This window comes from Caulobacter sp. GW821-FHT09H08, from assembly GCF_059415885.1.
In genome coordinates this window covers 20,809-46,224 of the sequence record NZ_JBWKOC010000002.1, presented here as the reverse complement: position 1 = coordinate 46,224, position 25,416 = coordinate 20,809, and the positions used below count along the sequence as shown (strand labels likewise).

Here is a 25,416-nt window from a genome sequence, read left to right as displayed (position 1 = left end):
GGATTCAACGCCCGCGCCCGTCGCTGCGGATCCTTACAGCGGGATGTTGTCGTGCTTCTTCCAGGGGTTGGACAGTTCCTTGCCCTTCAGGCTCTTCAAGCCCCGCACGATCCGGCGGCGGGTGCCGTGCGGCATGATCACGTCGTCGATATAGCCGCGCGAGGCGGCGACGAACGGGTTGGCGAAGCGCTCCTTGTACTCGGCCTCGCGGGCGGCCAAGGCCTCGGGGTCCTTCGCCTCTTGGCGGAAAATAATCTCCACCGCGCCCTTGGCGCCCATCACCGCGATCTCGGCGGTCGGCCAGGCGTAGTTGAGGTCGCCGCGCAGGTGCTTGGAGCTCATCACGTCATAGGCGCCGCCATAGGCCTTGCGGGTGATGACCGTGATCTTCGGCACCGTGGCCTCGGCATAGGCGAACAAGAGCTTGGCGCCGTGCTTGATCAGGCCGCCGTACTCCTGCTTGGTCCCCGGCATGAAGCCCGGGACGTCCACCAGGGTGATGATCGGGATGTTGAAGGCGTCGCAGAAACGCACGAAGCGGGCGGCCTTGCGGCTGCTGTCGATGTCCAGCACCCCGGCCAGCACCTGGGGCTGGTTGGCGACGATGCCGACGCTCTCGCCGTCCATCCGGGCGAAGCCGCAGATGATGTTCTTGGCCCACTCGCTGCTGATCTCGAAGAAGTCCGCCTCATCGACGATCTTCAGGATCAGCTCCTTCATGTCGTAGGGCTTGGTGGCGTCGGCCGGGATCAGGGTGTCCAGGCTGGCCTCGTCGCGCAGCGCCTCGTCGAAGCTCTCGCGTTCCGGGGCGCTCTCGCGGTTGGACGAGGGCAGGAAGTCGACCAGGCGGCGGACCTGGGTCATGGCTTCCAGGTCGTTCTCGAACGCGCCCTCGGCGACGCCCGACTTGGCGGCGTGGACGCGGGCCCCGCCGAGTTCCTCGGCGGTGACGACCTCGTTGGTGACGGTCTTCACGACGTCGGGGCCGGTCACGAACATGTAGCTCGTGTCCTTCACCATGAAGATGAAGTCGGTCATGGCGGGCGAATAGACGTCGCCGCCGGCGCACGGGCCCATGATCACGCTGATCTGCGGCACCACGCCCGAAGCCATGACGTTTTCGAGGAAGATATCGGCATAGCCGGCCAGGCTGTCGACGCCTTCCTGGATGCGCGCGCCGCCGGCGTCGAACAGGCCGATGATCGGCGCGCCGACCTTCATGGCCTGGCGCTGGACCTTGACGATCTTGGCCGCGTGGGCGCCCGACAGGCTGCCGCCGAACACGGTGAAATCCTTGGAGAAGACGTAGACGACCTTGCCGTTGATCGTACCCCAGCCGGTGACGACGCCGTCGCCGGGGATCTTCTGGTCCTGCATGCCGAAGTCGGCGCTGCGGTGCTCGACGAACATGTCGAACTCTTCGAACGAACCCTCGTCCAGCAGCAGGTCGATGCGCTCGCGGGCGGTCAGCTTGCCCTTGGCGTGCTGGGCCGCGACCCGTTTCTCGCCACCGCCGATCTTGGCCTGCTGGCGACGACGTTCGAGTTCCTCGAGAATGTGCTGCACGCGCGTACTCCCCTGCCCGGATCGTTATTCTGGCGGTTCATCCACCTTATGAATTCAGCCGTAGCGAGGCCAGGGCAGCTAGGCAAGGCGGACCTTGCGGCAGCGCAGCATAGGTTGTGGCGCGCGGGCTCAGTTCGTCCGTGGGCCGAGCAGGATGATCGCCGCGCCGACCAGGCAGATCGTACCGCCGATCAGGTCCCAGCGGTCGGGCCGCGCGCCTTCGACCAGGCGCATCCAGGCGATGGAGGCGACGATGTAGATGCCGCCATAGGCCGCGAAGGCGCGCCCGGCGACGCTGGCGTCGATCCTTGTCAGCAGCAGGGCGAAAACGATCAGCGACAAGGTCCCCGCCCCGGCCCACCACGGGGTCTTGCCCAGGCGTAGCCAGGCCCAGAAGGCAAAACAGCCGCCGATCTCGGCCAGCGCCGCCAGGGCGTAGAGGCTGACGGCCTTGATCAACGGAGCGCTGCGAACCAGCGGTCGATCATCTCGGCCTCCACGGCCAGGAACTCGGCGCGGGCCGTGGCCTCGGCGTCCTGCCCCCATTGCTCGGCCTGGAACACCTCCTCCAGGCGCGACAGGTCGAGCGCCCGGCGGCCGGTCAGGCGTCCGGCGCGCACGGCCAGGGCCAGCACCGTCGAGCCGAACAGGCCCGAGGCGAAAGCGACGCCGGCCAGGGCGAAGTCGTCCAGGGTCAGGGCCAGCGCCTCGACCGCCGCCAGGGTGGCCGGCGGCTGGGGCTGGTGGATGATCCCGGCCACCGGCGTGAAGACGAAGCCGAACTCGGCCTTGGCCCAGTCCAGGATCGCGCCCCACTCGCGGTCCTGGCGCTCGACCAGGGGCGTGGGGTGTTCCGCGCGATAGCAGAGGTGGTCGGAGGCGGCGTAGGCGGTGACCTCCCGGGCCACCTCGGCGCGGGTCTCGGCGATGCGGTCGATAGCGGTGAAGGCCAGGCGCGTGGCCGGCATCAGGCTGTTGTCGATATATTCGACCTGAGCGTCCCACTCGGCGGCGATCGCGTCGGCCAGGGCCTTGGTCGGCGCGACCAGTGGCTTCCTGGCCGGCGACTTGGGCGTGCGGCCGTCCAGCTGGATCGCGAAGCCGCCATCCACGGGCGCGGCGGCGGCGACCTTGTAGAAGCGCTTGGGTTTCAGCAGCAGTTCGGACTTGTCGGACACGGGCGATCTCATTTTTCGGGCCGCTCGCGACGGAACGACCAAACTCCCGCGTTGAATGAGCAAGATCGCGTGTCAGCGCAAGGGAGAGCGCCGCTTGAGCCTACCGTCCAAGGACATGATGGCCGCCATCGCCGTCACCCGTTTCGGCCTGGGAGCCCGCCCCGGCGAGATCGAGGCCGCCAAGGCCGATCCGCAGGGCTTCCTGACCGCCCAGATCCGCCGCGAAGGCGCGGATATTCCGGAGGACGGCGGCGAAAGCGCTCCGGTCCGCTTCCAGCAGATGCGCGACTACCAGCAGCAGCGCCGCATGGAGCGCCAGAAGAAGGATGGTGAAAGCGAAGGCGACAAGACCGCCGCCAACGCCCGGACCTTCATCGACGCCCAGCGGCAGCTGCGTGAGAAGGTCGGCGCCGACTTCCTGGCCCGCGCGCGCCTCGGGGCCAACACGCCGGCCGCCTTCCGCGAGCGCTGGGCGCTGTTCTGGGCCAACCACTTCACGGTTTCGGCGACCAAGCAGCTGACCTCGGTGCTGGTCGGTCCGTTCGAGCGCGAGGCCATCCGGCCCTACGTCTTCAACAGCTTCGAGAACCTGCTGGTCGCCTCCTCGACCCATCCGGCGATGCTGACCTATCTGGACCAGGCCCAGTCGATCGGTCCCAACAGCCGGGCGGCGGCCTTCGCGGGGCGTCGCAACAACAAGGCGCCGGGCCTGAACGAGAACCTGGCCCGCGAAATCCTGGAGCTGCACACGGTCGGCGTCGACGCCGGCTACACCCAGGCCGACGTCACCGAATTCGCCCGCGCCCTCACGGGCTTCTCACTCGGACGCGAGGGCGAGGACCGGTCCGGGGCCTTCGTGTTCCACGTCGCCGCCCACGAGCCTGGCGCGCGGACCATCATGGGCCGGTCGTACGGTCAGGCCGACATCAAGCAGGGCCTGGCGGTGCTGAAGGACCTGGCCGCCGATCCGCGCACGGCCAAGCATGTCTGCGGCAAGATCGCTCGCCACTTCGTCTCGGACACCCCGCCGCCATCCCTGACCGCGCGGCTGGAAAAGCGCTGGATGGAGACCGGCGGCGACCTGGCCGCCGTCGCCAAGACCCTGGTCGAGAGCCCGGAGGCCTGGGACCCGACCCCGGCCAAGTTCAAGACGCCCTACGAATACACGCTGTCAACCTGGCGCCTGATCGGGGCGCAGCCGTCGGCCATCGAGCGCCTGGCGCCGATCCTGACGGGCCTGGGCCAGAAGCCCTTCTCCGCCCCCTCCCCCAAGGGCTGGGCCGAGGACGCCCAGACCTGGGCCTCGCCCGATGGCCTGGTCAAGCGGATGCAGTGGGCCCAGGGCTTCGCCGCCGTGGTCGCCGACCGCACCGATCCCAACGCCCTGGCCGCCTCGGCCCTGGGCGATCGCCTGACGCCCGCCGTCGCCAAGGCCGTGTCGCGGGCCGAGACCCGCCGCGAAGCCTTCGCCCTTCTCGTCATGAGCCCGGAGTTCCTGCGCCGATGACCGCTCAAATGAACCGCCGCTCGCTGCTGGGCCTCGGCGCCAGCCTCGGTATCAGCGTCAACTTTCTCGGGACCCAGGCCTTCGCCGCGTCCGAGGGCGACCTGTCGAAGAAGAAGATGGTCGTGGTCATCTGCCGGGGCGGCATGGACGGCCTGTCCGTCTCGCCGCCGGTGGGCGACGCCAACTACGCGGCCCTGCGCGGCTCGATCGCCATGAAGCCGGACCAGGTGCTGAAGCTGGACGAGACCTTCGCCCTGCACCCGCAACTGGACACGGTCCACAAGCTGGCGATGAAGGGCGAGGCCCGCATCGCGCCGGCCATCGCCAGCCCCGACCGCGCCCGCTCGCACTTCGAGGCCCAGGACGTGCTGGAAACCGGCGCGGCCCATGTCTACGGGACCGAGACCGGCTGGCTGAACCGCACGCTGGAAGCCCTCGCCCCGGTCCGCAAGGTCGAGGGCCTGTCGGTCGGCACCACCGCTCCGCTGATCCTGCGCGGCAAGGTCCAGGCGGCCAGCTGGTCGCCGGGCAAGGGCGTCGACGAGACCGCTCGCCTGCCGACCCTGCTGCAGGACCTCTATCGCAACGATCCGATGCTGGGTCCGGCCTTCGCGCGGGGCCTGGAGACCGAGACCATGGCCCAGACGGCCATGACCGCCATGGCCGCGACGCCGGCGATGAACGTCGCGGCCGCCTCGACGCCCAACATGATGCAGCCGGCCAGCATGTCGCCGACCCCAATCTCTTCTACGGCGGCCAACGACCGCCAGAACCGCGCCGGCTCCGAGGCCGCACGAAAGCTGGGCTCGACCCTGGGCGGGTTCATGACCCAGGCCGGCGGCCCGCAGATCGCGGCCATTTCGTTGGACGGCTTCGACACCCACGCCAACCAGGCGGGCCAGATCGCCACGCGCCTGTCCTACATGGACGCGGTGCTGGACGGCCTGCACACGGGTCTTGGCGCGGAGTGGAAGAACACCGTGGTCATCGCGGTCACCGAGTTCGGCCGCACCGCCCGCGTCAACGGCACCGGCGGCACCGACCACGGCACCGCCTCGACCGGCCTCGTGCTGGGTGGCGCATTGAAGAAGGGCGGCATCGTCGGCGATTGGCCGGGCCTGGCCCAGTCAGCCCTGTTCGAGAACCGAGACACGGCCCCGACCGTCGACATGCGCGGCCTCTTCAAGGGCGTGTTGGCCGACCACATGGGCGTGGATCGCAAGATCCTGGAGACCAAGGTGTTCCCGGACAGCGCGGCGGCGAAGCCGGTGGTCGGCTTGGTTTAGGCTCTCCTCCCCCTCCTGGGGGAGGAGGTTTGTCTTACCGCCGCCTGGTCTGCCTACGCGCGAAGGGTTCCGTCTCGGCCTCGTCTTCCGAGAAGCCGAACTTGGCGAAGCCGTCCTTCATCTCCGGGCTCAGCGGCGCCTCGATGTGCAGCATGCCGGCCGACGGGTGCGGCAGCAGGATCGAGCGGGCGTGCAGCTGCAGCTTCAGCCCTTCCGACAGCGGCGCGGACTTTTCGTCGCCATACTTGGGATCGCCCAGGATCGGGTGGCCCATGGCCTTCATGTGGGCGCGCAGCTGGTGCGTGCGGCCGGTGTGTGGACGCAGCGCCATCCAGGTGACGCGCGGACCGGCGCGGCTGATGGTGACGAATTCCGTCTCGGCCGGCTGGGCGTCCGGGTCCTTGGGCTGAGCCGGCACGACCAGCTCGCGGTCGCCGACGCCGCGCTTGGCCAGGTGCAGCTCCATCACGCCCTCGGTCGGGTGCGGGTTGCCGGCGACGATGGCCCAGTAGGTCTTCTGCGCCTTGCGCTTGGCGAAGGCGCCAGACAGGCGCGCGGCGGCGCTGGGCGTCTTGCCCAGCAGCAGCACGCCCGAGGTGTCGCGGTCCAGGCGGTGGACCAGCCGCGGACGATCGACGCCCTCGCCCCAGGCCGACAGCAGCTTGTCGACGTGCTTGGTGGTCTTGGTGCCGCCCTGCACGGCCAGGCCGGCGGGCTTGTTCAGCGCCAGGACTTCCTCGTCCTCGTACAGCACCAGCGACTTGGCGTAGGCGATGTCGCGCGGCGACAGCTTGTTCTTGTCCGTCGGGTCCGGCGCGTCCGGCAGCGGCGGCACGCGGATCTGGCTGCCGGCCGCCAGCTTGGTGTCGGCCTTGGCGCGCGAGCCGTCGACCCGGACCTGGCCCGAGCGGAACAGCTTGTTGAGCTGGATGTGGTTCAGGTGCGGCCAGCGTCGCTTGAACCAGCGATCGAGGCGGACCCCGTCCTCGCCGGCGTCGACGTACAGGGTGCGGACTTCCTTGGTGCTCATGCGAAAACCTTGCGGGCGACCAGCAGGCCCGCGAACAGGGCCGCCACGGACAGAAGCACGCTGGCGGCGGAATAGGAGAAGGCCTGGCCGTAGGCGCGCTTCTGGATCATCAGCGCGGTCTCCAGCGAGAACGACGAAAAGGTTGTGAACCCGCCCAGGACGCCGACGCCCAGCATCACGCGCCAGGTTTCCTGATTGACGGCCCCGCGATGGGCCAGCCACGAGGCCAGGCAACCCATCAGGAAACCGCCCACGACGTTGACCGTGAAGGTGCCGTACGGCCAGCCGGGTCCCATGACCCGCATGGCCGCCACGCCGACCATGTAGCGCGCGACCGAGCCGACGGCCCCGCCGGCGGCCACCAGGAGCAGCTTGTTCATGAACGCCTTATGCGCTGAGCGGGCGCGAACGCCAAGCGCCCCGCCCGCGTTCCCTTGATTTTCCCCGGTTTTTCTCAGGGTAAACGGTCTCGGAAACCCTATTTCCAAACGAGCGGTTAAAGCCGGGGCCGCATCCTTCAGGCGTAGTAACAGCGCCAGAACCATGCCCTTCGACACCCCCCCAAACGATGCGACCGAACGTGTGGCCCTCCCCGGCCCCGTGGCCCAGCGCCTGGCTCGCTCCGAGTTGGTGGGGCGCGGCTCTGTCAACGTCATCAGCATCAAGGCCATCAAGCAGTGGGCCGGAGACTGGTGGAGCGACAAGCGCACCGACGTCTGGAAGTATGTCGAGCTGAAGCTCGGCGAGCATCTGGACCGCAGCGACATGCGCGCGCGCATTTCCGAGAGCGAATTCCTGATCGCCATGAACAACGATCAGGGCCTGGCCGCCCAGGCGACCAGCGTGAAGATCCTCGAGGACGTGCTGACCCACCTGTTGGGCGCGGCCTCTCCGATGGACCTGGGCATCCGCTCGGTCGTGGGGATCGAGGACGGCGAGGCGGTCTGCAAGCCGATCAACGCCGCCATGGTGCTGGCCGCCCGCGCCCGCCGCGACTCCCAGCGCTCGCCCGTCCGTATCGCGGTGGACCCGACCGACGAGAGCCGCCGCACGCCCGTGGCCTTCACCACCGGCGGCGGCGCGGCCCTGCGCGTGGACTTCACGCTCGAGCACATGGTCAGCCTGCGCCGGAATATCACCACCGCCGTGCGCATCGAGCCGATGGTCACCCACCTGGCCAGCGGTCGCCAGGCCTCGTCCCGCGCCCTGACCAAGCTGTCGGACCGCGACGTGGCCTTCATCGACGAGGCGACGCTGAAATACGCGGCCGTCTTCGCCCGTTCGGTCCAGGGGCCGCATACACCCGAGCTGATCGTGCCGGCCTCGTTCCGCACCCTGGGCACCCAGCGCGGCCGCGACCTGCTGACCGGCACCAATGGCCTGTCGCTGAGCCTGCTGCGCGGCGGCGTCATGGTCGAGTTAGTTGACGTCACGCGCGGCACGCCCGCCGGTCGCCTGCTGGAAGTGGTCGGCCTGCTGCGCGCCCTCACCCGTGGCGTCATCGCCCGCGTGCCGCCGGACAAGGAAGCCCTGCGCGTGCTGAAGGACGCCCGACTGGCCGGCCTGACGCTGGACGCCTCGGACCTGACCGGCGAGGCCAACAACATCGCCATGGACATCATGACCTTCGGGCGAGACGCCCAAGGCCTGGCGCCCATGACCTCGCTGCAGGGCCTGCCGCAGGACGGCTATTTCGCCGCCGCCGAGACGGCCGGCCTGACCCATGCGGGCATCCGGGCGTTCTATCCGCTGGCCAAGAAGGCCGCGGCCTAGGCGCGGCCCCGGCCGTAGCCGACGACCTTGACGATCTCGCGCGCGTCATAGGCGTCGCGGTCGCGCGGCGCGGGACCCTTGCCGAACACCACCTCGATCGAGCGCGAGATGGACGGGCCCGGGCCGAGGTTGAAGCTCGTGCCGACACCCAGGCCGACGCCGGTATGGCGGCCGAAGCTGGCCGAACCGCCGCCGACCGACAGGCGCGGACCGCGGTCGACGCCGCTGGCTGTGGTCGAGCGGTCGGCGATCCGGAACCATTCGTAGCCGTCGCGGATCGCCAGTTCGGCGGCCCGCAGCAGGGCGTAGTCGGCGACCTGGGCCTCGGGCGCGCCAGGGCCGCCCTGGAAGGTGACGCGGTAGCGACCGGCCTCCAGCTTGTATTCCGAATAGCCCACGGCGGTCGGGCTGGCCTCGGCCGAGCGATAGACGGTCGGGGCGCTGGCGCAGGCGGTCAGCAGGAAACCCGCGAGGGCGGCTGCAATAAGGGGTTTGGCGATCTTCATGGCTTGCCTCTTCAGACCCTTAGGAACGGTCTTCCGGCGCAGGCTGTTCCGGAACCGCCAGGTCCAAGGCCTTGAGCATGGTCGCGAAATCGGTCGGAAGCGGGGCCGCAACCTTGCGCTCGCCGCCCAATGGGTGCGGGAAGGTCAGCCTGGCCGCGTGCAGCATCAGGCGCGGCACGGCCACGCCGCCCAGCATCAGCGCCCCGCCATACCGGCTGTCGCCCGCCAGCGGCCGGCCGATGGACGCCATATGCACCCGCAGCTGGTGCATGCGGCCCGTGTCCGGCGACAGCTCGACCAGGGCCGCCACGCCATTGCTGGCCAGGGTGCGATAGCGGCTGCGAGCGGTCTCGGCGTCGGGATGGTCCGGTTCGCAGACCCGCATATAGGCCTCGCGACCGATGGACTCGCGACGCAACGGACTGTCGATCATGCCGCCCTTCGGCTCCGGCGCGCCCGGGGCGACGATGGCCAGGTAGGACTTGCGGAAGCGCTTGGCCATCATGGCCTCGCCCAGGAAGGCCGCCCCCGGCTTGGTCTTGGCTGTCAGGATCACGCCCGAGGTGTCGCGGTCCAGGCGGTGGATCAGGCGCGGCCGCGCCTTGCCCGGCTTGGCGAACGCCCACAGCAGGTCATCCAGCGTGTGAACCTTGATGCGGCCGCCCTGGCTGGAGAGTCCGGCCGGCTTGTCCAGCGCGATGATCGCCTCGTCCTCGTACAGCACCCACGACTGGGCCGCCGCGATCTCCTCCTGTGTCAGGGTGATCGGGCACTCGATGGCCTTGGGCTTGGCGACACCGGGCGGGCGGCGGAATTTCGGGCTGCTCATTTGCCGTCCTTACGCACCTTGCCCCAGGCTTCCAAGCGCTCTCGCACCTTGGCCTCGGCGCCGACGGGCTTGGGCTCGTAGAAGCGTGGCCGCGCCATGCCGTCCGGGAAGTAGTTCTGGCCCGACACCCCGCCCTCGACATCGTGGTCGTAGGCATAGCCGTCGCCATAGCCGAGGCTCTTCATCAGCTTGGTCGGGGCGTTGAGGATGTGCGACGGCGGCATCAGGCTGCCGGTTTCCTTGGCCGCGCGACGGGCGGCCTTGTAGGCGTTGTAGACGGCGTTCGACTTGGGGGCCGACGCCATGTGGACCACGGCCTGGGCCAGGGCCAGCTCGCCCTCGGGGCTGCCCAGGAAGTCGTAGGCGTCCTTGGCGGCGGTGGTCAGGAGCAAAGAAAGCGGATCGGCCGCGCCGATGTCTTCCGACGCCATGCGCACCAGGCGGCGGGCGATGAACAGTGGATCCTCGCCGCCCTCCAGCATCCGCGCCAGCCAGTAGAGAGCCGCGTCCGGGTCGCTGCCGCGCACCGACTTATGCAGGGCCGAGATGAGGTTGTAGTGCTCCTCGCGGTCCTTGTCGTAGGCCGGGCGGCGCTTCTGCAGGAACTGGCCCAGCTGGGTCGGGTTCAGCGGACTGTCGGTGCCGATCGAGAACAGGGTCTCGGCCAGGGTCAGCAGATAGCGCCCATCGCCATCGGCCATCGAGACCAGGGTCGAACGCGCCTCGGCGTCGATCGGCAGCGGCCGGTTCTCGGCGACCTCGGCGCGTTGCAGCAGCTGGTCCAGCGACTCCTCGGTCAAACGCTTGAGCACGAAGACCTGGCAGCGGGACAGCAGAGCGCCATTCAACTCGAACGAGGGGTTCTCGGTGGTCGCGCCGACCAGGGTGACGATCCCCTCCTCCACGAACGGCAGGAAACCGTCCTGCTGGGCGCGGTTGAAGCGGTGGATCTCGTCGACGAATAGCAGAGTGCTCTGGCCGGCCGCGCGGCGCATCCGCGCCTGCTCGAAGGCCTTCTTCAGGTCGGCGACGCCGGAGAACACGGCCGAGATCTGCTGGAACTCGTAGCCGCCGGCCTTGGCCAGCAGGCGGGCGATGGTGGTCTTGCCGGTGCCGGGCGGGCCCCACAGGATCATGGAAGCCAGGCGATGCGCCGCGGCCATGCGCCCGATGGGACCTTCAGGACCCAGCAGATGCTGTTGCCCCACCACCTCGTCGAGGCTCTGGGGCCGCAGCCGGTCGGCCAGCGGCGCTGGGGCGTGAGGCGTCAGGCCGGCGGCCTGGAAGAGATCGGACATGATCCTTTCCTAGCAGGCCACCGGGTCTAAGTCCTCCCGGCGCGCGCCTAGAACTGCGCCTGGATCAGCTGGCCGCCGCGTTCGATGGTGATGGTCCAGCGGGCCGGCTTGGTTGCGGCGGCGGCGGCGAGCTCGGCCACCGTGCCGATAGGCTTGCCGTTGACCGCGCGGACGAAATCGCCCGGCCGCAGCCAGCTCTGGGCGTAGCCGGCGCCGATCCTGGTGACCAGCGCGCCCTTGCCGGCGAACGGATCGACGCCCAGGTCCTGAGCGACGGCCGGCGACAGGTTCACGACCGTCGCGCCGTTGAAGGGGTTGTTGCCGCTGATGGCGCGTTCGTCGCGAGCCGGGGCCTCCGGCGCGGCGTCGGCGCGGACGGTGATCGTCTGCTCGCGATCGGCGCGATGGACCTGCATCGGCACGCGGTCACCGACCTTGTGGGTGCCGATGGCGAAGGCGCCGCCGCCCTCGTCGTTCACCGGCTTGCCGTCGATCGAGACGATGACGTCGCCTTCCTTCAGGCCGGCGCGTTCGGCCGAGGAGCCGGGATAGACCTGGGCGATCAGCACGCCGCGCGGAGCCGGCATGCCCAGGCTCTTGGCGATCTCGCCCGTCACCGGCTGGCCCTTCACGCCCAGCCAGGGGCGCACGACGCTGTGGCCGCCGCCCAGGGCCGCCGACACGACCTGGCGGACCACGGCGGCGGGGATGGCGAAGCCCACCCCGCTCGACGAGCCCGAGCGCGAGATGATGAAGGTGTTGATGCCGACCAGGTCGCCATCCATGTCGACCAGCGGGCCGCCGGAATTGCCCGGATTGATGGCCGCGTCGGTCTGGATGTAGCTGCCGAAGTCAGCGGCCCCAACGTCCGTACGGGCCAGGGCCGAGACGATGCCGTTGGTCACGGTCTGGCCGACGCCGAACGGATTGCCCAGCGCCAGGACGAGGTCGCCGACCTCCATCTGGTCCTGGTCGTCGATGGCCATGACGGGCAGCTTCTCGCCCTTGGTGTCGATCTTCAGCACCGCGAGGTCGGCGCGCGGATCGTCCAGCAGCACCACGGCCGGGAACTCGCGACGGTCGGCCAGCTGGACGGTGATGTCGCTCATCCCGTCGATATTGTGGTGGTTGGTGATGATCACCCCGTCGGCGCGCACCACGGCGCCCGAGCCCAGCGAGCCCTGCACCTGGGCGCCGCCCTGGCCGCCGCCGCCCATGAAGAAGTCCCAGAAGGGATCGACGCGGCGCTGCACCACCCGGCGGCTGGCGACGTTGACGACGGCCGGCGCCGCCTTCTTCACCACCGGCGAGAAGGACAGCTTCATCGAGGCGGCGTCGGCCGGCACGCGACGGGTCGGCTGCGGCATGTCCGGGGTCGGCCCGCTGGCGACCGACTGGGCGTTGGACTGTCCGGTCGGGTTCGAGCACGCGGCCAGCAGGACGACGGCGGGCAGCAGGGCGCGAAGGTGACGCATGGCGTTCAAGGAAGCTCCTAACGGTTCCCCATGACCTCAGCCGAGCTTTCGGGCGAGTCTAAGGCGGGGAAAGGTCGAGGTTTCGGCGAGGGCTGAATACGTCAGACCGCCTGCGGTTCCGGCGCGGGCTCCGCCTGAGGCAGCGGCCGGGCCTTGGCGTAGGCCAGGACGCTCCCCGCCAGCATCAGCGCCGCGGCGATCAGCACCGGCAGGCCGGGCATGTGCAGCGTCGCGTCGTGGCGGACGGCGAAGGCGAACGGCAGCAGGAACAGCGCCGGGCCGATGATCGACGAGATGCCCATCATGGCCGAGTTGGCGCCCTGCAGCTGGCCCTGCTCGTTCGGCGCCACGCGGCGGGTCATCAGGCCCTGCAGGCCCGGCTGGATCAGGCCGGTCAGGGCGAAGATCGGCAGGCCGCACAGATAGAGGAAGCCGGTCGGGGCCAGGGCGTAGATCATGAAGCCCGCGAAGCCCGAGACCAGCCCGATCAGCAGCGCGCCGCGCTCGCCCACGGCCTTGACCACGCGGCCGACGATCAGGCCCTGGACGATGATCCCCGAGATACCGCTGGCCATCAGGGTCAGGCCGATGGTCTGGGGCGACCAGTTGTAGCGGAAGCCCATGTACAGCACGAAGACGCTGGGCAGGACGTTATGGGCCAGCTGGAACAGGAAGCCGACGCCGGCCAGGCCCAAGAGGCCCGGATGGCGCTGGAGCAGTTGCAGCGAGCCGACCGGATTGGCCTTCTTCCAGTCGAAGCGCGGCTGGCGGCGCTCGGGCGGCAGGGACTCCGGCAGGATGAAGAAGCCATAGAGCCAGTTGCACAGGGCCAGGGCCGCGCAGACTAGGAACGGCGCGCGATGGTCGAAGGTCCACAGCCAGCCGCCCAGGGCCGGGCCGAAGGTGAAGCCGACGCCGAACGCCGCGCCCATCAGGCCAAAGCCCTTGGCGCGGTTCTCCGGCGTGGTGACGTCGGCGATATAGGCGCCGGCGGTCGAGAAGCTGGCCGCCGTCATGCCGTTGAAGATCCGGCCAACGAACAGCCACCACAGGCTCGGTGCGAAGGCCATGAACAGGAAGTCGACGCCTAGGCCGAAGATCGAGGTCAGGATCACCGGCCGGCGGCCCCAGCGGTCGGACATCAGGCCCAGGATCGGCGAGCAGAAGAACTGCATCACGCCCCAGGTGGTGGCGAACAGGATATTCCAGTCGGCGGCCATGGCGGTGTCGCCGCCACCGAACTGCTTCACCAGGTTGGGAAGGACAGGGATCATCACGCCCAGGGACAGGACGTCCATGATCGCGGTGACGAAGATGAAGCCCAGGGCCGCCTGTCGCCGCCCGCCCACGATAGTCTGGTTCATTTACGCGCCCTCCCCGGCGGTCCCTAGGTGGACGCTGTTCGCGCGGCTCGCAAGACCCGCCAGCAGCCCCCGCCACCATTCGCCGTGCCGCTGCAGGAAGAAGGCGTTCGGGAAGCCGTGCCGCGCCACGTGCGGCGCCGGGACGCTGTCCCAGCCGCGATGCTCGACGGTGACGCGGGTCTGGCCGTCCTCGGCCGTCTCGAAGCGGACCTCGACCTCGGTGTGCATGTCGGGCGTGAACGCCGCCTGCCGCCAGCCGAACACCAGCCGCGCGCCGCGCTCCCAGACACTGACCTTGCCGACCTCGAACACCTTGCCCGTCGGCAGGCGCTCGACCAGGCGGCCGTCCTCGAAGGCCATGACGCCGGGCGAGCGCGGGGTGAAGGCGAACAGCGAATTGGGCCGCCACCAGAGAGCGATATCGTCGGTGAAGGCGTCGAACACCACCTCCGGCGGGGCGGCGATGCGCAGGGCGACCAGGATCTTGGAACTCACCGGGATTTCGACTCCACGTGCGCCTTCAAGGCCGAAAGCTGGTCGACCCAGTGCTCCTCGGCCGCCTCAAGCCAGGCCTTCAGCTCGGTCATGGGCTCGGGGCGCAGGCGATACACCCGGACCCGGGCGTCGAACTCGGGATGGCTTTCCTCGACCAGGCCCGACTGGCGCAGCGCCTTCAGATGGCGGCTCATGGCCGGCGGGGTCAGGCCAAGGCTTTCGGCCAGCTCGCCGGCGCGACGCGGCCTTTCGCGCAGCAGGTCCACGGTCCGCCGCCGGTGCGGATCGGCCAAGGCGGCCAGGGTGCGATCGATCGCCTGGCTCACGCTTGTGCATCCAGCAGCTTCTTCGGCGCGGCGTTGCGCCAGGCGTCGTTCAGGGCGCCCCGCGCCGTGGCCTCGTCGCAGGCGGAGAGACGCAGGCGGGTCGCCCCGCCCTTCCCCCAGCCGCCCGGTACAGGAACGAAGACGTCCGGCTCGGCGGCCACGCGCATCTCCTGCTGGTCCGGAGTCAGCTTGACCATCGCCCAGGCGTCGTCGGGATTGCCCAGGGTCGCGAAGATCCTGCCGCACCGGAAATCGACCGTGCCCATGTGCGAGCTCTCGACCGCCTGCGGCATCGACAGGGCCAGCCGGCGGAAGTCCTCCGGAGAAATCATTCCGCGCCGACCGCGATCTTGAGGCCGCTGCGCTTTTCCATCTCCTCGGTCGAGACCACCTCGACATCGGCCGAGACGGTCCAGATGTGCTGCTCGGGGTCACGGCAACGATAGGTGCGCGCGCCGTAGAACTGGGTCGCGGGCTCGGCCAGGATTTCTGCCCCGGCCGCCCTGGCCCGCGCGCAATGGGCGTCGACGTCGCCAGCGATGTAGATGTGCACCGTCTGGGTGGTCTTGCCGCCCAGCGAGACCGGGCTGGCGTGGTTTTCGCTCCACTCGTTGCCGATCATGATCGTGCTGTCGGCGTACTTCATCTGCGAGTGGGCCAGGTTGCCGTCGGCGTCCTCGATCATGAAGGTCAGCTCGAAGCCGAACGCCTTCTCCAGGAACGCGATCGCCGCCTTGGGGTCGCGATAGCTGACGGCGGAGACGAGGCCTGGGCGGGAATCGGACATGGCGGCTTCCTTTCGAAATGCGAAAATATTTAACGCATATCGAAACTATCTTGGCAATCGCTGTTATCGCTCCAGCAGTTGGAAGGCCGTCAGTGGGGTGACGCCGAAGAAGCGGCGCATGGCGCGGTTCAGATGCGACTGGTCGGCGAAGCCCGCCTCGACGGCGGCGGCGGCCAGACCCTCGCCCTCCCGCAATTTCAGCATCGCCGTCTCCAGCCGCAGCCACAGCCGCCAGTGGGCCAAGGGCGCGCCGAGCTCGGCCTGGGCCAAGGCCCGCAGGCGCGGCGCCGATAGCCCGGCCCGCGCCGCGAGCTGGGTCAGGTCCTGCTGGCCGCCCAACTCGTCCAGCACGGTCCGCAGGCGCGGATCCAGCGGCTGGACCTCGCCCAGGTCGGCTTCGGCATCGAGCACGGTATCGAGGCGCTCGGCCGCGAGCGGCGCGGTCCAGGCCGGCGGCGCGGCGGTCACGGTCGTGGGCCATCCGCCAGAGCTCCAACGCCGCGCCAGGCGTCCCAACGGCCGGGGATAGATCACCCGCAGCCGCTCGGACCGGATCAGCCGATGGCGAGCGCCGGGCGGTACGATGACCACAGGCGCCTCGACCAGACCCGTCTCGGTCTCGACGCGAGCGAGATCGCCCTGCCCCGCCACCACCTGGGCGCAGAGGTGGCTGTGCGCTCGCGAGTCGCCGCTGGCGCCTTCGAAGCACCACCAGTCGCGGCCGATCCACAGCCGTCCGGACCATCCGGCGTCGCGCATCCCGTCACCCCCTCCCACAAGCGTTCGGTCCAAGACCCTCCTCGCGAGGATCCGCCATGGTCGAGGACATGGAGAACCTCGCATGACCGAACAAGCCCAGTATGTGCCCGCCCTGGGCCGCCCCGAACTGACGGGCCTCTACGACCATGTCCTGGCCCTGGTCGCCCGCGAGGGCCGCTGGCGCAAGGCGTTGCTGGAGGCCCTGGCTCCACGCGACGGTGAGCTGATCGTCGATATCGGCTGCGGCACGGGCTCCCAGGCCATCGCGATCAAGCGGCGCTGTCCCGGCGCGCGGGTCGTCGGGGTCGATCCCGATCCGGCCGTGCTGGCTATCGCAAGAGCCAAGGCCGAACGGGCCGGCGTCCAGATCGAGTGGGTCCAGGGCCTGGGCGGCCAGGCCGCCTCGCTCATCGGTGAAGGCGCGGCCGACGCGGTGATCTCCAGCCTGGTCTTGCACCAGTGCGATGCGCCGGTGAAGGGCGAGATTCTGCGGGCAATGGCGCGGCTGGCCAAGCCGGGTGGGCGCGTCCTGATCGCCGACTACGGCCGCCAGCGCGGGCTGATGCGGCTGCTGTTTCGCATGGTCCAGGCGGTCGACGGCTTCGAGCCGACGGAGTTCAACGCCGTGGGCTCCTTGCCCGGCCTGATGCGATCCAGCGGCCTGTCGGCGGTGACCGAGCGCGACCGGATCGCGACGCCGACGGGCTCGATCTCGCTCTATGTGACGCGGGCGGGGTAGCGCGACCGTCCTCGCCCTTCGACAAGCTCAGGGTGAGGACTATTTTCAGCGCCCCATCACTGGAAACCTCACCCTGAGCCTGTCGAAGGGCGAGGTTTCGTCTACCGCAGCGCCCGCCCCAGCACCTTCAGCGAGCCGTCGCCCTTCTCGGGCTTCACGCCGGTGACCTTGGCCAGCACCGAATAGACGTCGACATTGTCGAATACCGGCAGCACAACGCCCGGCTTGAACGACGGCCCATGAGCGATGAACACGGCGCGCATGCGCGGGTCGTAGGGATCGAAGCCGTGCGCGCCGCCGTCCTTGCCGTCCCACTTGCCGGGCTTGGCCTGGGCGGCTGCCGTCGTCGTGTACCAGCCGGTCTCCGACAGGCAGATGATCGCGGGCACGCGCTTGCTGCGGCCGTAGTGGAAACGCGCCGGGATCCTGCGCTTCTTCCAGCAGGCCATGTGCGGCAGGGCCTTGCCCAGGAAGACCTTCTCGACCGCCCGCTCCTGGCCTGGCTCGGGCGACAGGCTGGTGACCGCGCCACGGGTCACCAGATGGATCTTCGCCGGATCGATCAGGTCGTCCAGCACCACGCGATTGGCCGCCGGCAGCGGGGCCATGCCGTGGTCGGCGACGATGACGATGTCGGTGCTCTCGAACCGGCCGCGCGCCTTCAGCCCCTCGACCAGGCGGGTCAGCGAGCGGTCGACCTCGACGGCAGCGGCGCGCACCTCCGGAGAGTCCGTACCGAAGTGATGACCCTCGGTGTCGACCACGTCGAAATAGAGCGTGGTGAAGGCCAGCGGCGGGCCGTCGGCGCCGTCCATCCAGGCGAAGATCTGGTCGACGCGGGCGTCGTGCGGGAACTTGCCGTCGTATTTCATCCAGTGGGTCGGGCGGGTCCCGTCGATCTCGGTCTCCGAGCCCGGCCAGAACATCGCCGCGGCCTTGCGTCCCTGCTGCTCGGCCGAGATCCAGAACGGCTTGGCCTGGTTCCACCAGCGCGGGTCGTTCGCGGTCGGGCCGTTCATCGAGAACTTGGAGCCGCCGATGATGGCGTCCTCCATCTCGTTGCCGACCACGCCGTGATGGTCGGGCCGCTTGCCCGTCACCAGGGTGTAGTGGTTCGGATAGGTCAGGCTGGGGAACGACGGCCGCATCGAGCCGCGCGCACCGTCGTCGGCCAGGGCCTTCAGGGTCGGGGTGTCGCCGCGATCCAGATAGTCGGCGCGGAAGCCGTCGATCGAGACCAGGATCGTCAGGTGCGGCGCCTTCTCCCGCGCCAAGCCCGCCCCGCCGCTCAACGCCAGCCCCATAGCCAGGACCAGGGAAAGAAGACGGCGGGCGATCATCGAAGGTCTCGCGGAAACTGAGATTTCGGCCCTGATCATCGTCCTTGATTGCAGGCGTATGACAACCGGCGTTCGCTCGCGCCCGAAAGACCGCATGACCGGCTCTTAACTTGGCGGGCCTCGCCGTGCTCTCCATAGTCGCGTCGTCCAGCCGAGTCGCTCGGCGCCCGGAACCGTCCGCATGTCGATCGCGCTCGAGGCCGACCGCCTCACCAAGACGTACGGGGCCGTGCGCGCCCTGGACGACTTCTCCATCGCCATTCCGGCCGGCGGCGTGTTCGGGGTCCTGGGCCCCAACGGCGCGGGCAAGAGCACCCTCTTCCGTATCGCGCTCGGCCTGGTGCGTCCGACCGAGGGCACGGCCCGCCTGTTCGGCGCCGCGCCCGGCGACATCACCGCTCTGCGCAAGGTCGGGGCGATGATCGAAACGCCGCGCTATCCGGCCTACCTGACCGGTCGCGACACCCTGAAGATGCTGGCCCTGGAGAGCGGGGCCCCAAAAAGCGGAAAGGGGGGCGCCGACATCGACGGCTGGCTGGAGCGGGTCGGCATCGCCCACGCCGCCGACCGGTCGACCTCGGGCTACTCCGTCGGCATGAAGCAGCGCCTGGGCCTGGCCGCAGCCTTCTTCACCAAGCCAGAGCTGGTCATCCTGGACGAGCCGACCAGCGGCATGGACCCGGCCGGCATCCAGGAGATCCGCGCCCTGATCGTCGACCTGGCCAAGCGCGAGGGCGTCACCGTCATCCTGGCCAGCCACCAGCTGGACGAGGTCAAGCGCGTCTGCGAGCGCGTCGCCATCCTCTCCAGGGGCAAGGTCGTGGCCGAGGGCGGGGTGGCCGAACTCACCGCCGCCGAAGTGCGCCTGCGCATCGTCGCCGCCTCTCCCATCGCCCAGGTGCTGGCCACGCTGGGCGAGAAGGGCGCGGCGGACGGACCCGATGCGGTGCTGGCCGACATCCGCCGCGAGGAGGCGCCGGCCCTGATCCGCGACCTCGTCAACGCCGGCGTCGAGATCGTCGAGGCCCGCTGGCGCGAGGCCGACCTGGAAGGCGTCTACCTGAAGACTCTGGATCGTACCGAGGGAGCCGCCTGATGCTCGCCGACGCCATCGCCGCCGAACGCTTCCGCCTGCTGCGCGACCGCTCGGCCCTCTTCTGGGGGTTCTGCTTCGCTCCGATCGTCGGGTTCATGGTCAATGTGGGCGGCGACCTCTTCCTGCGCCACGTGATCAGGAAGCCGATGCCGGGGATCACTATCGGCCTCGTCGACCAGATGCTGAAGGCGCTGTCGAGCGGCGCTTCGACCTTCGGGGCGCTGTTCCTGATGATCGGCGCGGCCGCCATCCTGGCCGGCGACTACCGCTGGGAGACCTGGCGGCTGCTCACCCCGCGCAACACCCGACGCAACCTGCTGCTGGCCAAGCTGACCGTCGTCGGCGAGGCGGTGTTCTGGAGCCTGCTCCTGACCGCGATCCTGTCGGCCGCCGCAGCGGTGATCGGCGCGGGGATCAACGGCAAGGCCATCACCCTGTCGATGTTCGGCCGCAACGCCTTCGACGTGATCGGCGCCCTGGCCATCACCTGGCTGGAGGCCATGACCCTGGCCTCGCTGGCGGCCTGCGTCGGGGTGCTGACGCGCTCGACCATGGGCGTGGTCGTCGCCTGCCTCGGCGCGCGCTTCATCCAGACCCTCCTGGTGGGCGCGCTGCGGATGATGGAGCAGGGCCAGCCCAGCTGGAAACTGCTGGCCATGCCGGTGTTCGACGCCGAGCTGCTGCGCGGGGCCCTGCTGGATCCCGCCGCCCTGGGCGCGGCGTCGAGCTCGGCCGGCGTGGCTTTCGCGGTGCTGGCGGTGTGGATCCTCGCCCTGGCGACCGGCGCGGTCTTCCTGTTCGGACGGCAGGACCTGACAAAGGAGTAGCAGGCGAACCGTGCGCCACCTGCGGGCAACCTGCGGACCGTGAGGCGTTGAACCTGATCTGAGCACGACCCGATTTGGCGCTAGGGGAAGCCGAACGTGATCGAAGTGATCGAATTGATCGTCATCCTGGCCTTCCTCTTTGCCCTCGACTTCGGTCTGCCCTTCCCGCTGCTGCTCTACGCGGGTCTGTTTCTAGGAAGCGGCAGGCAGGAGCACCGCGAATTCCGCCGCCACTACGGTGTTGTCGTCTGGCCAAGAACGGCCGCTCTGGTCCTGACCGCTCTGCTTTGCGGGCTCAGCGGGCAACGCAACGGCGAGGTACTGCCGCTTCTCGTCGCTGGCCTTCTGAGTGCGGCGGCATGGTTTGTCCTTCTCGTTCGGGATTTCGTTCGCGCGGCGCGTCGAACCTAGCGCCCAACTCCACCTGTGGGATGAAGCGCGGAGAGACTCAACTTTCCGGCAAATCATGCCAAGCTCGGCCGTATGAGAGTTCCGCTTGTCCTCGCCGCCGCGCTCGCTGTCGCCTCCTGCGGGGGCCTTGGTATCTCGTCCGCACAGGCCCAGACCAAGTCCTGCGATCCCGGTCCGCCTGACGCCGCGACCAAGCTGCTCAAGCAGATCTCAACGGCCTTCGACGCCGACCTGGCCGCGGCCAACACAGCCGTCGCCATCGCCGCGACGTTGAAGGAGGATGCGCTGGCCGGTCGCGACGTGCCCGCGCCCTACAACCGCGTAACGCGCTTCGCCAAACCAGCCGCCGTCGCGGCGTCGCCCGAGGTTGCCGAACTTCTCCGGCGCGCCGCGCATGATGCCCTGGTGCGTACCCAATGGGACGTCGCCATCGCGCGCACCCACTGGGCCTCGGGGCTCTCCGAGCCGGCCTTCGGTTACGCCTTTCGGGTCGTGGGCCTGGACGCCTGCGGCTCCGACGAAGCCAATACCGCCTGGCTGAAGGCGCGACTGAAGGCCCACGGCTGGTTCACGATCCCGGAGTACGGCAAGGACGCGGACAGCGCGGCCTTCCTGATCGTCCAGCACGCCGATCAAGACCCGGCCTTTCAGGCCGAAGTCTTGCCGCAGCTTGAAAAGCTGGCGCTCGAAGGCAAGACCAAGCCGAGCAGCGCCGCCATGCTCTACGACCGCGTCGCCATCGGCGAGCGGCGTCCTCAACGATACGGCAGCCAAGGTGACTGCACTGGCCCCGGCGTCTGGACGCCATTCAAGACCGAAGATCCCGCCAATCTCGACCAGCGTCGCGCGGCCATGGGCCTGCCGCCGATCGCTGAGTACGTCGCCAGCATTTCGAAGAGAGCCTGCAATGCCCACTGAGGGAAAAATGAAGAAGCTTGTCCTCCTCGCGCTCGCCGGCGGGATCCTTGCAGTGACTCCCGCCCTCGCCCGACAGCAGGCCGCGCCCCCGACATCGAACCCCGAAATGACCCAGCTCTATACCGAGGATCAAGCCGACCGGACCGGTGACCTCGCGGCCATCGACTGGGGCAAGGTCAGCCTTCGCGACGAACAGCGCCGGGGCGCCACCCGAACACTGCTGGATACAGGCGCTCTGCACACGGCCGCCGACTTCAACCACGCCGCCTTCATCTTCCAGCACGGCGGCACGCCGGACGACTACCTTCTGGCCCACACCCTTGCGATGGTGGCGGTGGGCAAGGGCGATCGCGCATCCCTGTGGATCGCCAGCGCCTCGCTGGACCGCTACCTGATGATGATTGGCAAGCCGCAGATCTACGGCACCCAGTTCAGAGGCGAGATGGGCCAGGAGCCCTACAATCGCGAGCTGGTTTCGGACGCCCTGCGCGGCGAGCTGGGCGTGCCGTCCCTGGCCAAGCAGGCGGACCAATTGAACATGATCCGCGCCCGCGCCGCCGCCAAGCCTTGAGGCGCGCAACGAAAAAGGCCCCGGATTTCTCCGGGGCCTCTACGTTCAGCCTAGGCTGACAGATCTTAGTCTTCGGCTTCGTTCGTGTAGACCGGACCCGAGTCCTTGCCCTTTTCCGAGACGTCGCGGTCGACGAACTCGATGACGGCCAGCGGGGCGTTGTCGCCGTAGCGGAAGCCGGCCTTCAGGACGCGGATGTAGCCGCCCTGACGGTCCTTGTAGCGCGGGCCGAGGACCGCGAAGAGCTTGCCGACTTGTTCGACGTCGCGAACCGAGCTGATGGCTTGGCGACGCGCGTGCAGGTCGCCGCGCTTGGCCAGGGTGACCAGCTTTTCGACGATCGGACGCAGTTCCTTGGCCTTCGGCAGGGTGGTGACGATCTGCTCGTGCTTGATCAGCGAGGCCGACATGTTCGCGAACATGGCGATGCGGTGAGCCGAAGTACGGCCGAGTTTACGGTGAGCTTTACCGTGACGCATTTTCTATCTCCTGGGCATTGAGCCCGAGCGGCGCAAAACGTGTGAGCGCCTGACTGTCACCAATCCTGGTCCGTCCCGACCGGGTCAGAGCGAAGCGCCGGGGCCCTCCACCGCGATGCGGCTTCAAAAGGCCCAGGCCGCCCCCGAAAGAGCGGCCCGGATTTAGCGCGGTAGGCTTCGAGGTTCTTAGATTTGGTCTTCGAACTTCTTGGCCAGGTCTTCGATGTTCTCCGGCGGCCAGTTCGGCACGTCCATGCCGAGGTGCAGGCCCATGCCGGCGAGAACTTCCTTGATCTCGTTCAGCGACTTGCGGCCGAAGTTCGGGGTGCGGAGCATCTCGGCTTCGGTCTTCTGGATCAGGTCGCCGATGTAGACGATGTTGTCGTTCTTCAGGCAGTTGGCCGAACGGACCGACAGTTCCAGCTCGTCCACCTTCTTCAGCAGGGCCGGGTTGAACGGCAGTTCCGGCTTGGACTCGTCGGCCGACTTGGCCTTCGGTTCCTCGAAGGTGATGAAGATCTGCAGTTGGTCCTGCAGGATCCGGGCGGCGTAGGCCACGGCGTCCACCGGAGTGACGGCGCCGTTGGTTTCCACTTCCAGGACCAGCTTGTCATAGTCCAGCGACTGGCCTTGACGGGTCGGCTCGACGCGGTAGGCGACGCGCTTGACCGGCGAGTACAGGGCGTCGACGGCGATGAGGCCGATCGGCGCGTCTTCCGGACGGTTGCGGTCGGCCGGGACGTAGCCCTTGCCGTTGTTGACCGTGAACTCCATGCGCACCGAAGCGCCGTCGTCCAGCGTGCAGAGCACGTGGTCGGGGTTCAGGATTTCGATGTCGGCAGGCGTTTCGATCTGACCAGCGGTCACCGGGCCGGGGCCCGTGGCGCGCAGGGTCATCCGCTTCGGACCTTCGGCATGCATCCGAACGGCCAGTTGCTTGATGTTCAGAACGATGTCGACGACGTCTTCGCGGACGCCTTCGAGCGAGGAGAATTCGTGCACCACGCCATCGATCTGGATGGCGGTGACGGCGGCGCCTTGCAGCGACGAGAGCAGAACGCGACGCAGGGCGTTGCCGAGCGTCACACCGAAACCGCGCTCGAGCGGCTCGGCGACGATACGGGCCTTGCGAGTCGCATCGGCGCCGGTTTCGATCTGCGGCTTCTCAGGACGGATCAGCTCGTTCCAGTTTCTTTCGATCACGTGGTCGGGTCCCTTGAACGCGGCTCGCCGGCCGCGTTTTTGCGCAGCCGGCGAAGGAGATTGGTGGTCTAAAAAGTACTAGACGCGACGACGCTTGGGCGGACGGCAGCCGTTGTGCGGGATCGGCGTGACATCGCGGATGGTCGTGATGGTCATGCCCGCCGCTTGCAGCGCGCGCAGAGCCGATTCACGGCCCGAACCCGGACCCGACACGTTGACCTCGAGGGTCTTCACGCCGTGCTCGGCAGCCTTCTTGCCCGCGTCTTCCGCAGCCATCTGAGCGGCGTACGGGGTCGACTTGCGCGAGCCCTTGAAGCCCATCATGCCAGCCGAGGACCACGAGATCGTGTTGCCCTGGGCGTCGGTGATGGTGATCATGGTGTTGTTGAACGAGGCGTTCACATGCGCCACGCCCGAGGTGATGTTCTTACGTTCGCGGCGTTTAACGCGACCCGGTTCCTTGGCCATCGGTCAGGCTACCTTACTTCTTCTTGCCGGCGATCGGCTTGGCCGGACCCTTGCGGGTACGAGCGTTCGTGTGGGTGCGCTGACCGCGGACCGGCAGGCCCTTACGGTGACGCAGGCCGCGATAGCAGGCCAGGTCCATCAGACGCTTGATGTTCATCGAGTTCTCGCGACGCAGATCGCCCTCGACGGTGTAGTCGCGGTCGATGGTCTCGCGGATCTGCAGGACTTCGGCGTCGGTCAGTTGGTTGACCCGACGCGCATCCTCGATGCCCACCTTCGTGATGATCTCACGGGCCGACCGTTGGCCGATGCCGTGAATGTACTGAAGCGCGATCAGAACGCGCTTGTTCGTCGGGATGTTGACGCCTGCGATACGGGCCACGTCTAATGTTCTCCTAGTCACGCACTAAAGACGCGAACGGCGCGCCCGGCCGGATCGGAGATCCAAACCGGCGCGCACGGATCGCGCCCTTTCGCGGAAGCGCCCCGTTATAGGGATCGTTTCGCTTCCGTCAACAACTGAATCCACTGGAAGACCAATGAATCCGGGGCTTCTTTAAGCGACGACGCTCAAGGCTTCGTCGATGGAATTGGCGACGGCTTCGACCGAACCCATTCCGTCCAGTTCCGTCAGCTTCCCCTGCCCTTCATAGTAGGGCAGCAGCGGCGCGGTCTGGGCATTGTACTGGGCCAGGCGAGTCACGAAGACTTCGGGATTGTCGTCAGGCCGTCCCTGTTCGTCGAACCGCTTCTTGATCCGCTCGATCAGAGCGGGCTCGTCTACCTTGAGTCGGAGAACGGAGTCGATCTGCTGACCCCGCGCCGACAACATCTTATCCAGGGCCTCGGCCTGGGCAACCGTACGCGGGAAACCATCGAAGATCGCGCCGCCGGCCGCTTCGGCCTCGGGCAGGCGGTCCTCGATCAGGGCGATGACGATCTCGTCGGTCACCAGCTCGCCACGGTCCAGCACGCCCTTGACGCGCAGACCCAGTTCCGAGCCCGAGGCGATGGCCGCGCGCAGCATGTCGCCGGTCGACAGCTGGACCATGCCGCGTTCGGTGACCAGGCGCTTGGCCTGGGTCCCCTTCCCCGCCGCCGGCGGACCGAACAGGATCAAATTCATGGATGCCCCTTCGCGCGTTGACGGGTCTTGAAGCCCGCCCTCCCGCAGCAGACCTAGAT

Annotated in this window: 30 protein-coding genes; 9 read left to right on the top strand and 21 right to left on the bottom strand. The window is 68.5% G+C overall.

The genetic code is table 11. The features are described 5' to 3' along the window. Positions 1-33: 33 nt before the first annotated feature. The 3 genes from AC07NN_RS05565 to AC07NN_RS05555 all read right to left on the bottom strand — a co-directional run bounded on the left by AC07NN_RS05565 (position 34) and on the right by AC07NN_RS05555 (position 2,744). Complete coding sequence (locus tag AC07NN_RS05565; RefSeq protein ID WP_494638302.1) at positions 34-1,566, bottom strand: acyl-CoA carboxylase subunit beta; 1,533 nt, start codon at positions 1,564-1,566, stop codon at positions 34-36. 129 nt (positions 1,567-1,695) lie between these two features. After that, complete coding sequence (locus AC07NN_RS05560) at positions 1,696-2,022, bottom strand: YnfA family protein (protein ID WP_494640017.1); 327 nt, start codon at positions 2,020-2,022, stop codon at positions 1,696-1,698. Then, positions 2,022-2,744, bottom strand: coding sequence for an ATP12 family chaperone protein (locus AC07NN_RS05555; protein WP_494638300.1), 723 nt, complete (start codon positions 2,742-2,744; stop codon positions 2,022-2,024). Before AC07NN_RS05555 ends, AC07NN_RS05560 begins: the two co-directional genes overlap by 1 nt. Before the next feature lie 55 nt (positions 2,745-2,799). Here AC07NN_RS05555 and AC07NN_RS05550 point away from each other — a divergent pair, with 55 nt between their 5' ends. Together AC07NN_RS05550 and AC07NN_RS05545 are read left to right on the top strand one after the other, a co-directional pair. Beyond that, positions 2,800-4,251 (top strand): DUF1800 domain-containing protein, encoded by a 1,452-nt coding sequence (locus tag AC07NN_RS05550; protein ID WP_494638298.1) that lies wholly within the window; start codon positions 2,800-2,802, stop codon positions 4,249-4,251. After that, positions 4,248-5,537 carry a DUF1501 domain-containing protein gene (locus AC07NN_RS05545; protein ID WP_494638296.1) on the top strand — a complete coding sequence of 430 codons (1,290 nt, stop codon included), beginning with the start codon at positions 4,248-4,250 and terminating at the stop codon, positions 5,535-5,537. Before AC07NN_RS05550 ends, AC07NN_RS05545 begins: the two co-directional genes overlap by 4 nt. A gap of 34 nt (positions 5,538-5,571) precedes the next feature. On the opposite strand, the gene AC07NN_RS05540 is transcribed toward AC07NN_RS05545, so the two are convergent. Together AC07NN_RS05540 and crcB are read right to left on the bottom strand one after the other, a co-directional pair. After that, entirely contained in the window at positions 5,572-6,567 is a 996-nt protein-coding gene (locus AC07NN_RS05540) for an RluA family pseudouridine synthase (RefSeq protein WP_494638294.1), read from the bottom strand. Further along, positions 6,564-6,947: a fluoride efflux transporter CrcB gene (gene crcB / locus AC07NN_RS05535; protein ID WP_494638292.1), complete on the bottom strand. Its 384-nt coding sequence runs from the start codon at positions 6,945-6,947 to the stop codon at positions 6,564-6,566. Before crcB ends, AC07NN_RS05540 begins: the two co-directional genes overlap by 4 nt. 163 nt (positions 6,948-7,110) lie before the next feature. Between crcB and AC07NN_RS05530 the strand changes: the two genes are divergently transcribed. Further along, on the top strand, positions 7,111-8,340 hold the full coding sequence (locus AC07NN_RS05530) for a hypothetical protein (protein WP_494638290.1): 1,230 nt from the start codon (positions 7,111-7,113) through the stop codon (positions 8,338-8,340). Here the strand turns inward: AC07NN_RS05530 and AC07NN_RS05525 are convergent. The 10 genes from AC07NN_RS05525 to AC07NN_RS05480 form a co-directional block, all read right to left on the bottom strand. Next, complete coding sequence (locus AC07NN_RS05525) at positions 8,337-8,846, bottom strand: CC0125/CC1285 family lipoprotein (RefSeq protein WP_494638288.1); 510 nt, start codon at positions 8,844-8,846, stop codon at positions 8,337-8,339. The two genes, AC07NN_RS05530 and AC07NN_RS05525, sit on opposite strands and share 4 nt — an antisense overlap. 19 nt (positions 8,847-8,865) lie before the next feature. After that, positions 8,866-9,675 carry an RluA family pseudouridine synthase gene (locus tag AC07NN_RS05520; protein ID WP_494638286.1) on the bottom strand — a complete coding sequence of 270 codons (810 nt, stop codon included), beginning with the start codon at positions 9,673-9,675 and terminating at the stop codon, positions 8,866-8,868. After that, positions 9,672-10,973 carry a replication-associated recombination protein A gene (locus AC07NN_RS05515; protein ID WP_494638284.1) on the bottom strand — a complete coding sequence of 434 codons (1,302 nt, stop codon included), beginning with the start codon at positions 10,971-10,973 and terminating at the stop codon, positions 9,672-9,674. The genes AC07NN_RS05520 and AC07NN_RS05515 overlap by 4 nt, the downstream gene beginning before the upstream one ends. A 47-nt stretch (positions 10,974-11,020) precedes the next feature. Further along, positions 11,021-12,457, bottom strand: coding sequence for a Do family serine endopeptidase (locus tag AC07NN_RS05510; protein WP_494638282.1), 1,437 nt, complete (start codon positions 12,455-12,457; stop codon positions 11,021-11,023). Between the two features lie 92 nt (positions 12,458-12,549). After that, positions 12,550-13,812: a TCR/Tet family MFS transporter gene (locus AC07NN_RS05505; RefSeq protein WP_494638280.1), complete on the bottom strand. Its 1,263-nt coding sequence runs from the start codon at positions 13,810-13,812 to the stop codon at positions 12,550-12,552. After that, on the bottom strand, positions 13,813-14,307 hold the full coding sequence (locus tag AC07NN_RS05500; protein ID WP_494638278.1) for an SRPBCC domain-containing protein: 495 nt from the start codon (positions 14,305-14,307) through the stop codon (positions 13,813-13,815). After that, entirely contained in the window at positions 14,304-14,633 is a 330-nt protein-coding gene (locus tag AC07NN_RS05495; protein ID WP_494638276.1) for an ArsR/SmtB family transcription factor, read from the bottom strand. The genes AC07NN_RS05500 and AC07NN_RS05495 overlap by 4 nt, the downstream gene beginning before the upstream one ends. Further along, positions 14,630-14,965 carry an MmcQ/YjbR family DNA-binding protein gene (locus tag AC07NN_RS05490; RefSeq protein WP_494638274.1) on the bottom strand — a complete coding sequence of 112 codons (336 nt, stop codon included), beginning with the start codon at positions 14,963-14,965 and terminating at the stop codon, positions 14,630-14,632. The genes AC07NN_RS05495 and AC07NN_RS05490 overlap by 4 nt, the downstream gene beginning before the upstream one ends. Continuing rightward, on the bottom strand, positions 14,962-15,420 hold the full coding sequence (locus AC07NN_RS05485; protein ID WP_494638272.1) for a VOC family protein: 459 nt from the start codon (positions 15,418-15,420) through the stop codon (positions 14,962-14,964). The genes AC07NN_RS05490 and AC07NN_RS05485 overlap by 4 nt, the downstream gene beginning before the upstream one ends. A gap of 63 nt (positions 15,421-15,483) precedes the next feature. After that, positions 15,484-16,179: an AraC family transcriptional regulator gene (locus AC07NN_RS05480; RefSeq protein WP_494638270.1), complete on the bottom strand. Its 696-nt coding sequence runs from the start codon at positions 16,177-16,179 to the stop codon at positions 15,484-15,486. 82 nt (positions 16,180-16,261) lie between these two features. On the opposite strand from AC07NN_RS05480, the gene AC07NN_RS05475 reads away from it, so the two are divergent. Continuing rightward, positions 16,262-16,918: a class I SAM-dependent methyltransferase gene (locus AC07NN_RS05475; RefSeq protein ID WP_494638268.1), complete on the top strand. Its 657-nt coding sequence runs from the start codon at positions 16,262-16,264 to the stop codon at positions 16,916-16,918. A 101-nt stretch (positions 16,919-17,019) separates the two neighbouring features. On the opposite strand, the gene AC07NN_RS05470 is transcribed toward AC07NN_RS05475, so the two are convergent. After that, complete coding sequence (locus tag AC07NN_RS05470) at positions 17,020-18,258, bottom strand: alkaline phosphatase family protein (RefSeq protein WP_494638266.1); 1,239 nt, start codon at positions 18,256-18,258, stop codon at positions 17,020-17,022. Positions 18,259-18,439: 181 nt separating this feature from the next. Here AC07NN_RS05470 and AC07NN_RS05465 point away from each other — a divergent pair, with 181 nt between their 5' ends. The 5 genes from AC07NN_RS05465 (at position 18,440) to AC07NN_RS05445 (ending at position 22,081) form a co-directional block, all read left to right on the top strand. Continuing rightward, entirely contained in the window at positions 18,440-19,354 is a 915-nt protein-coding gene (locus AC07NN_RS05465; RefSeq protein ID WP_494638264.1) for an ABC transporter ATP-binding protein, read from the top strand. Continuing rightward, positions 19,354-20,181, top strand: coding sequence for an ABC transporter permease (locus tag AC07NN_RS05460; protein WP_494638262.1), 828 nt, complete (start codon positions 19,354-19,356; stop codon positions 20,179-20,181). Before AC07NN_RS05465 ends, AC07NN_RS05460 begins: the two co-directional genes overlap by 1 nt. 96 nt (positions 20,182-20,277) lie before the next feature. Beyond that, the gene (locus AC07NN_RS05455) at positions 20,278-20,592 is read left to right on the top strand and encodes a hypothetical protein (protein WP_494638260.1); all 315 of its coding nucleotides are present in this window, start codon (positions 20,278-20,280) and stop codon (positions 20,590-20,592) included. A gap of 72 nt (positions 20,593-20,664) precedes the next feature. After that, positions 20,665-21,510: a DUF6624 domain-containing protein gene (locus AC07NN_RS05450; RefSeq protein WP_494638258.1), complete on the top strand. Its 846-nt coding sequence runs from the start codon at positions 20,665-20,667 to the stop codon at positions 21,508-21,510. Positions 21,511-21,616: 106 nt separating this feature from the next. Then, a complete protein-coding gene (locus AC07NN_RS05445) occupies positions 21,617-22,081 on the top strand; it encodes a hypothetical protein (protein ID WP_494638256.1) in 465 nt (154 codons plus the stop codon). A gap of 65 nt (positions 22,082-22,146) precedes the next feature. Here the strand turns inward: AC07NN_RS05445 and rplQ are convergent, their stop codons facing one another. The 5 genes from rplQ to AC07NN_RS05420 form a co-directional block, all read right to left on the bottom strand. Then, positions 22,147-22,560: a 50S ribosomal protein L17 gene (rplQ, locus tag AC07NN_RS05440; RefSeq protein WP_492081018.1), complete on the bottom strand. Its 414-nt coding sequence runs from the start codon at positions 22,558-22,560 to the stop codon at positions 22,147-22,149. A 186-nt stretch (positions 22,561-22,746) separates the two neighbouring features. Next, positions 22,747-23,763, bottom strand: a complete 1,017-nt coding sequence (locus AC07NN_RS05435; RefSeq protein WP_047413138.1) for a DNA-directed RNA polymerase subunit alpha — start codon at positions 23,761-23,763, stop codon at positions 22,747-22,749. 78 nt (positions 23,764-23,841) lie between these two features. Further along, complete coding sequence (gene rpsK, locus AC07NN_RS05430) at positions 23,842-24,231, bottom strand: 30S ribosomal protein S11 (protein ID WP_013078663.1); 390 nt, start codon at positions 24,229-24,231, stop codon at positions 23,842-23,844. Positions 24,232-24,244: 13 nt separating this feature from the next. Continuing rightward, positions 24,245-24,613, bottom strand: coding sequence for a 30S ribosomal protein S13 (rpsM, locus tag AC07NN_RS05425; protein WP_252634399.1), 369 nt, complete (start codon positions 24,611-24,613; stop codon positions 24,245-24,247). Positions 24,614-24,787: 174 nt separating this feature from the next. After that, a complete protein-coding gene (locus AC07NN_RS05420) occupies positions 24,788-25,357 on the bottom strand; it encodes an adenylate kinase (RefSeq protein ID WP_494638254.1) in 570 nt (189 codons plus the stop codon). Between the last annotated feature and the right edge of the window lie 59 nt (positions 25,358-25,416).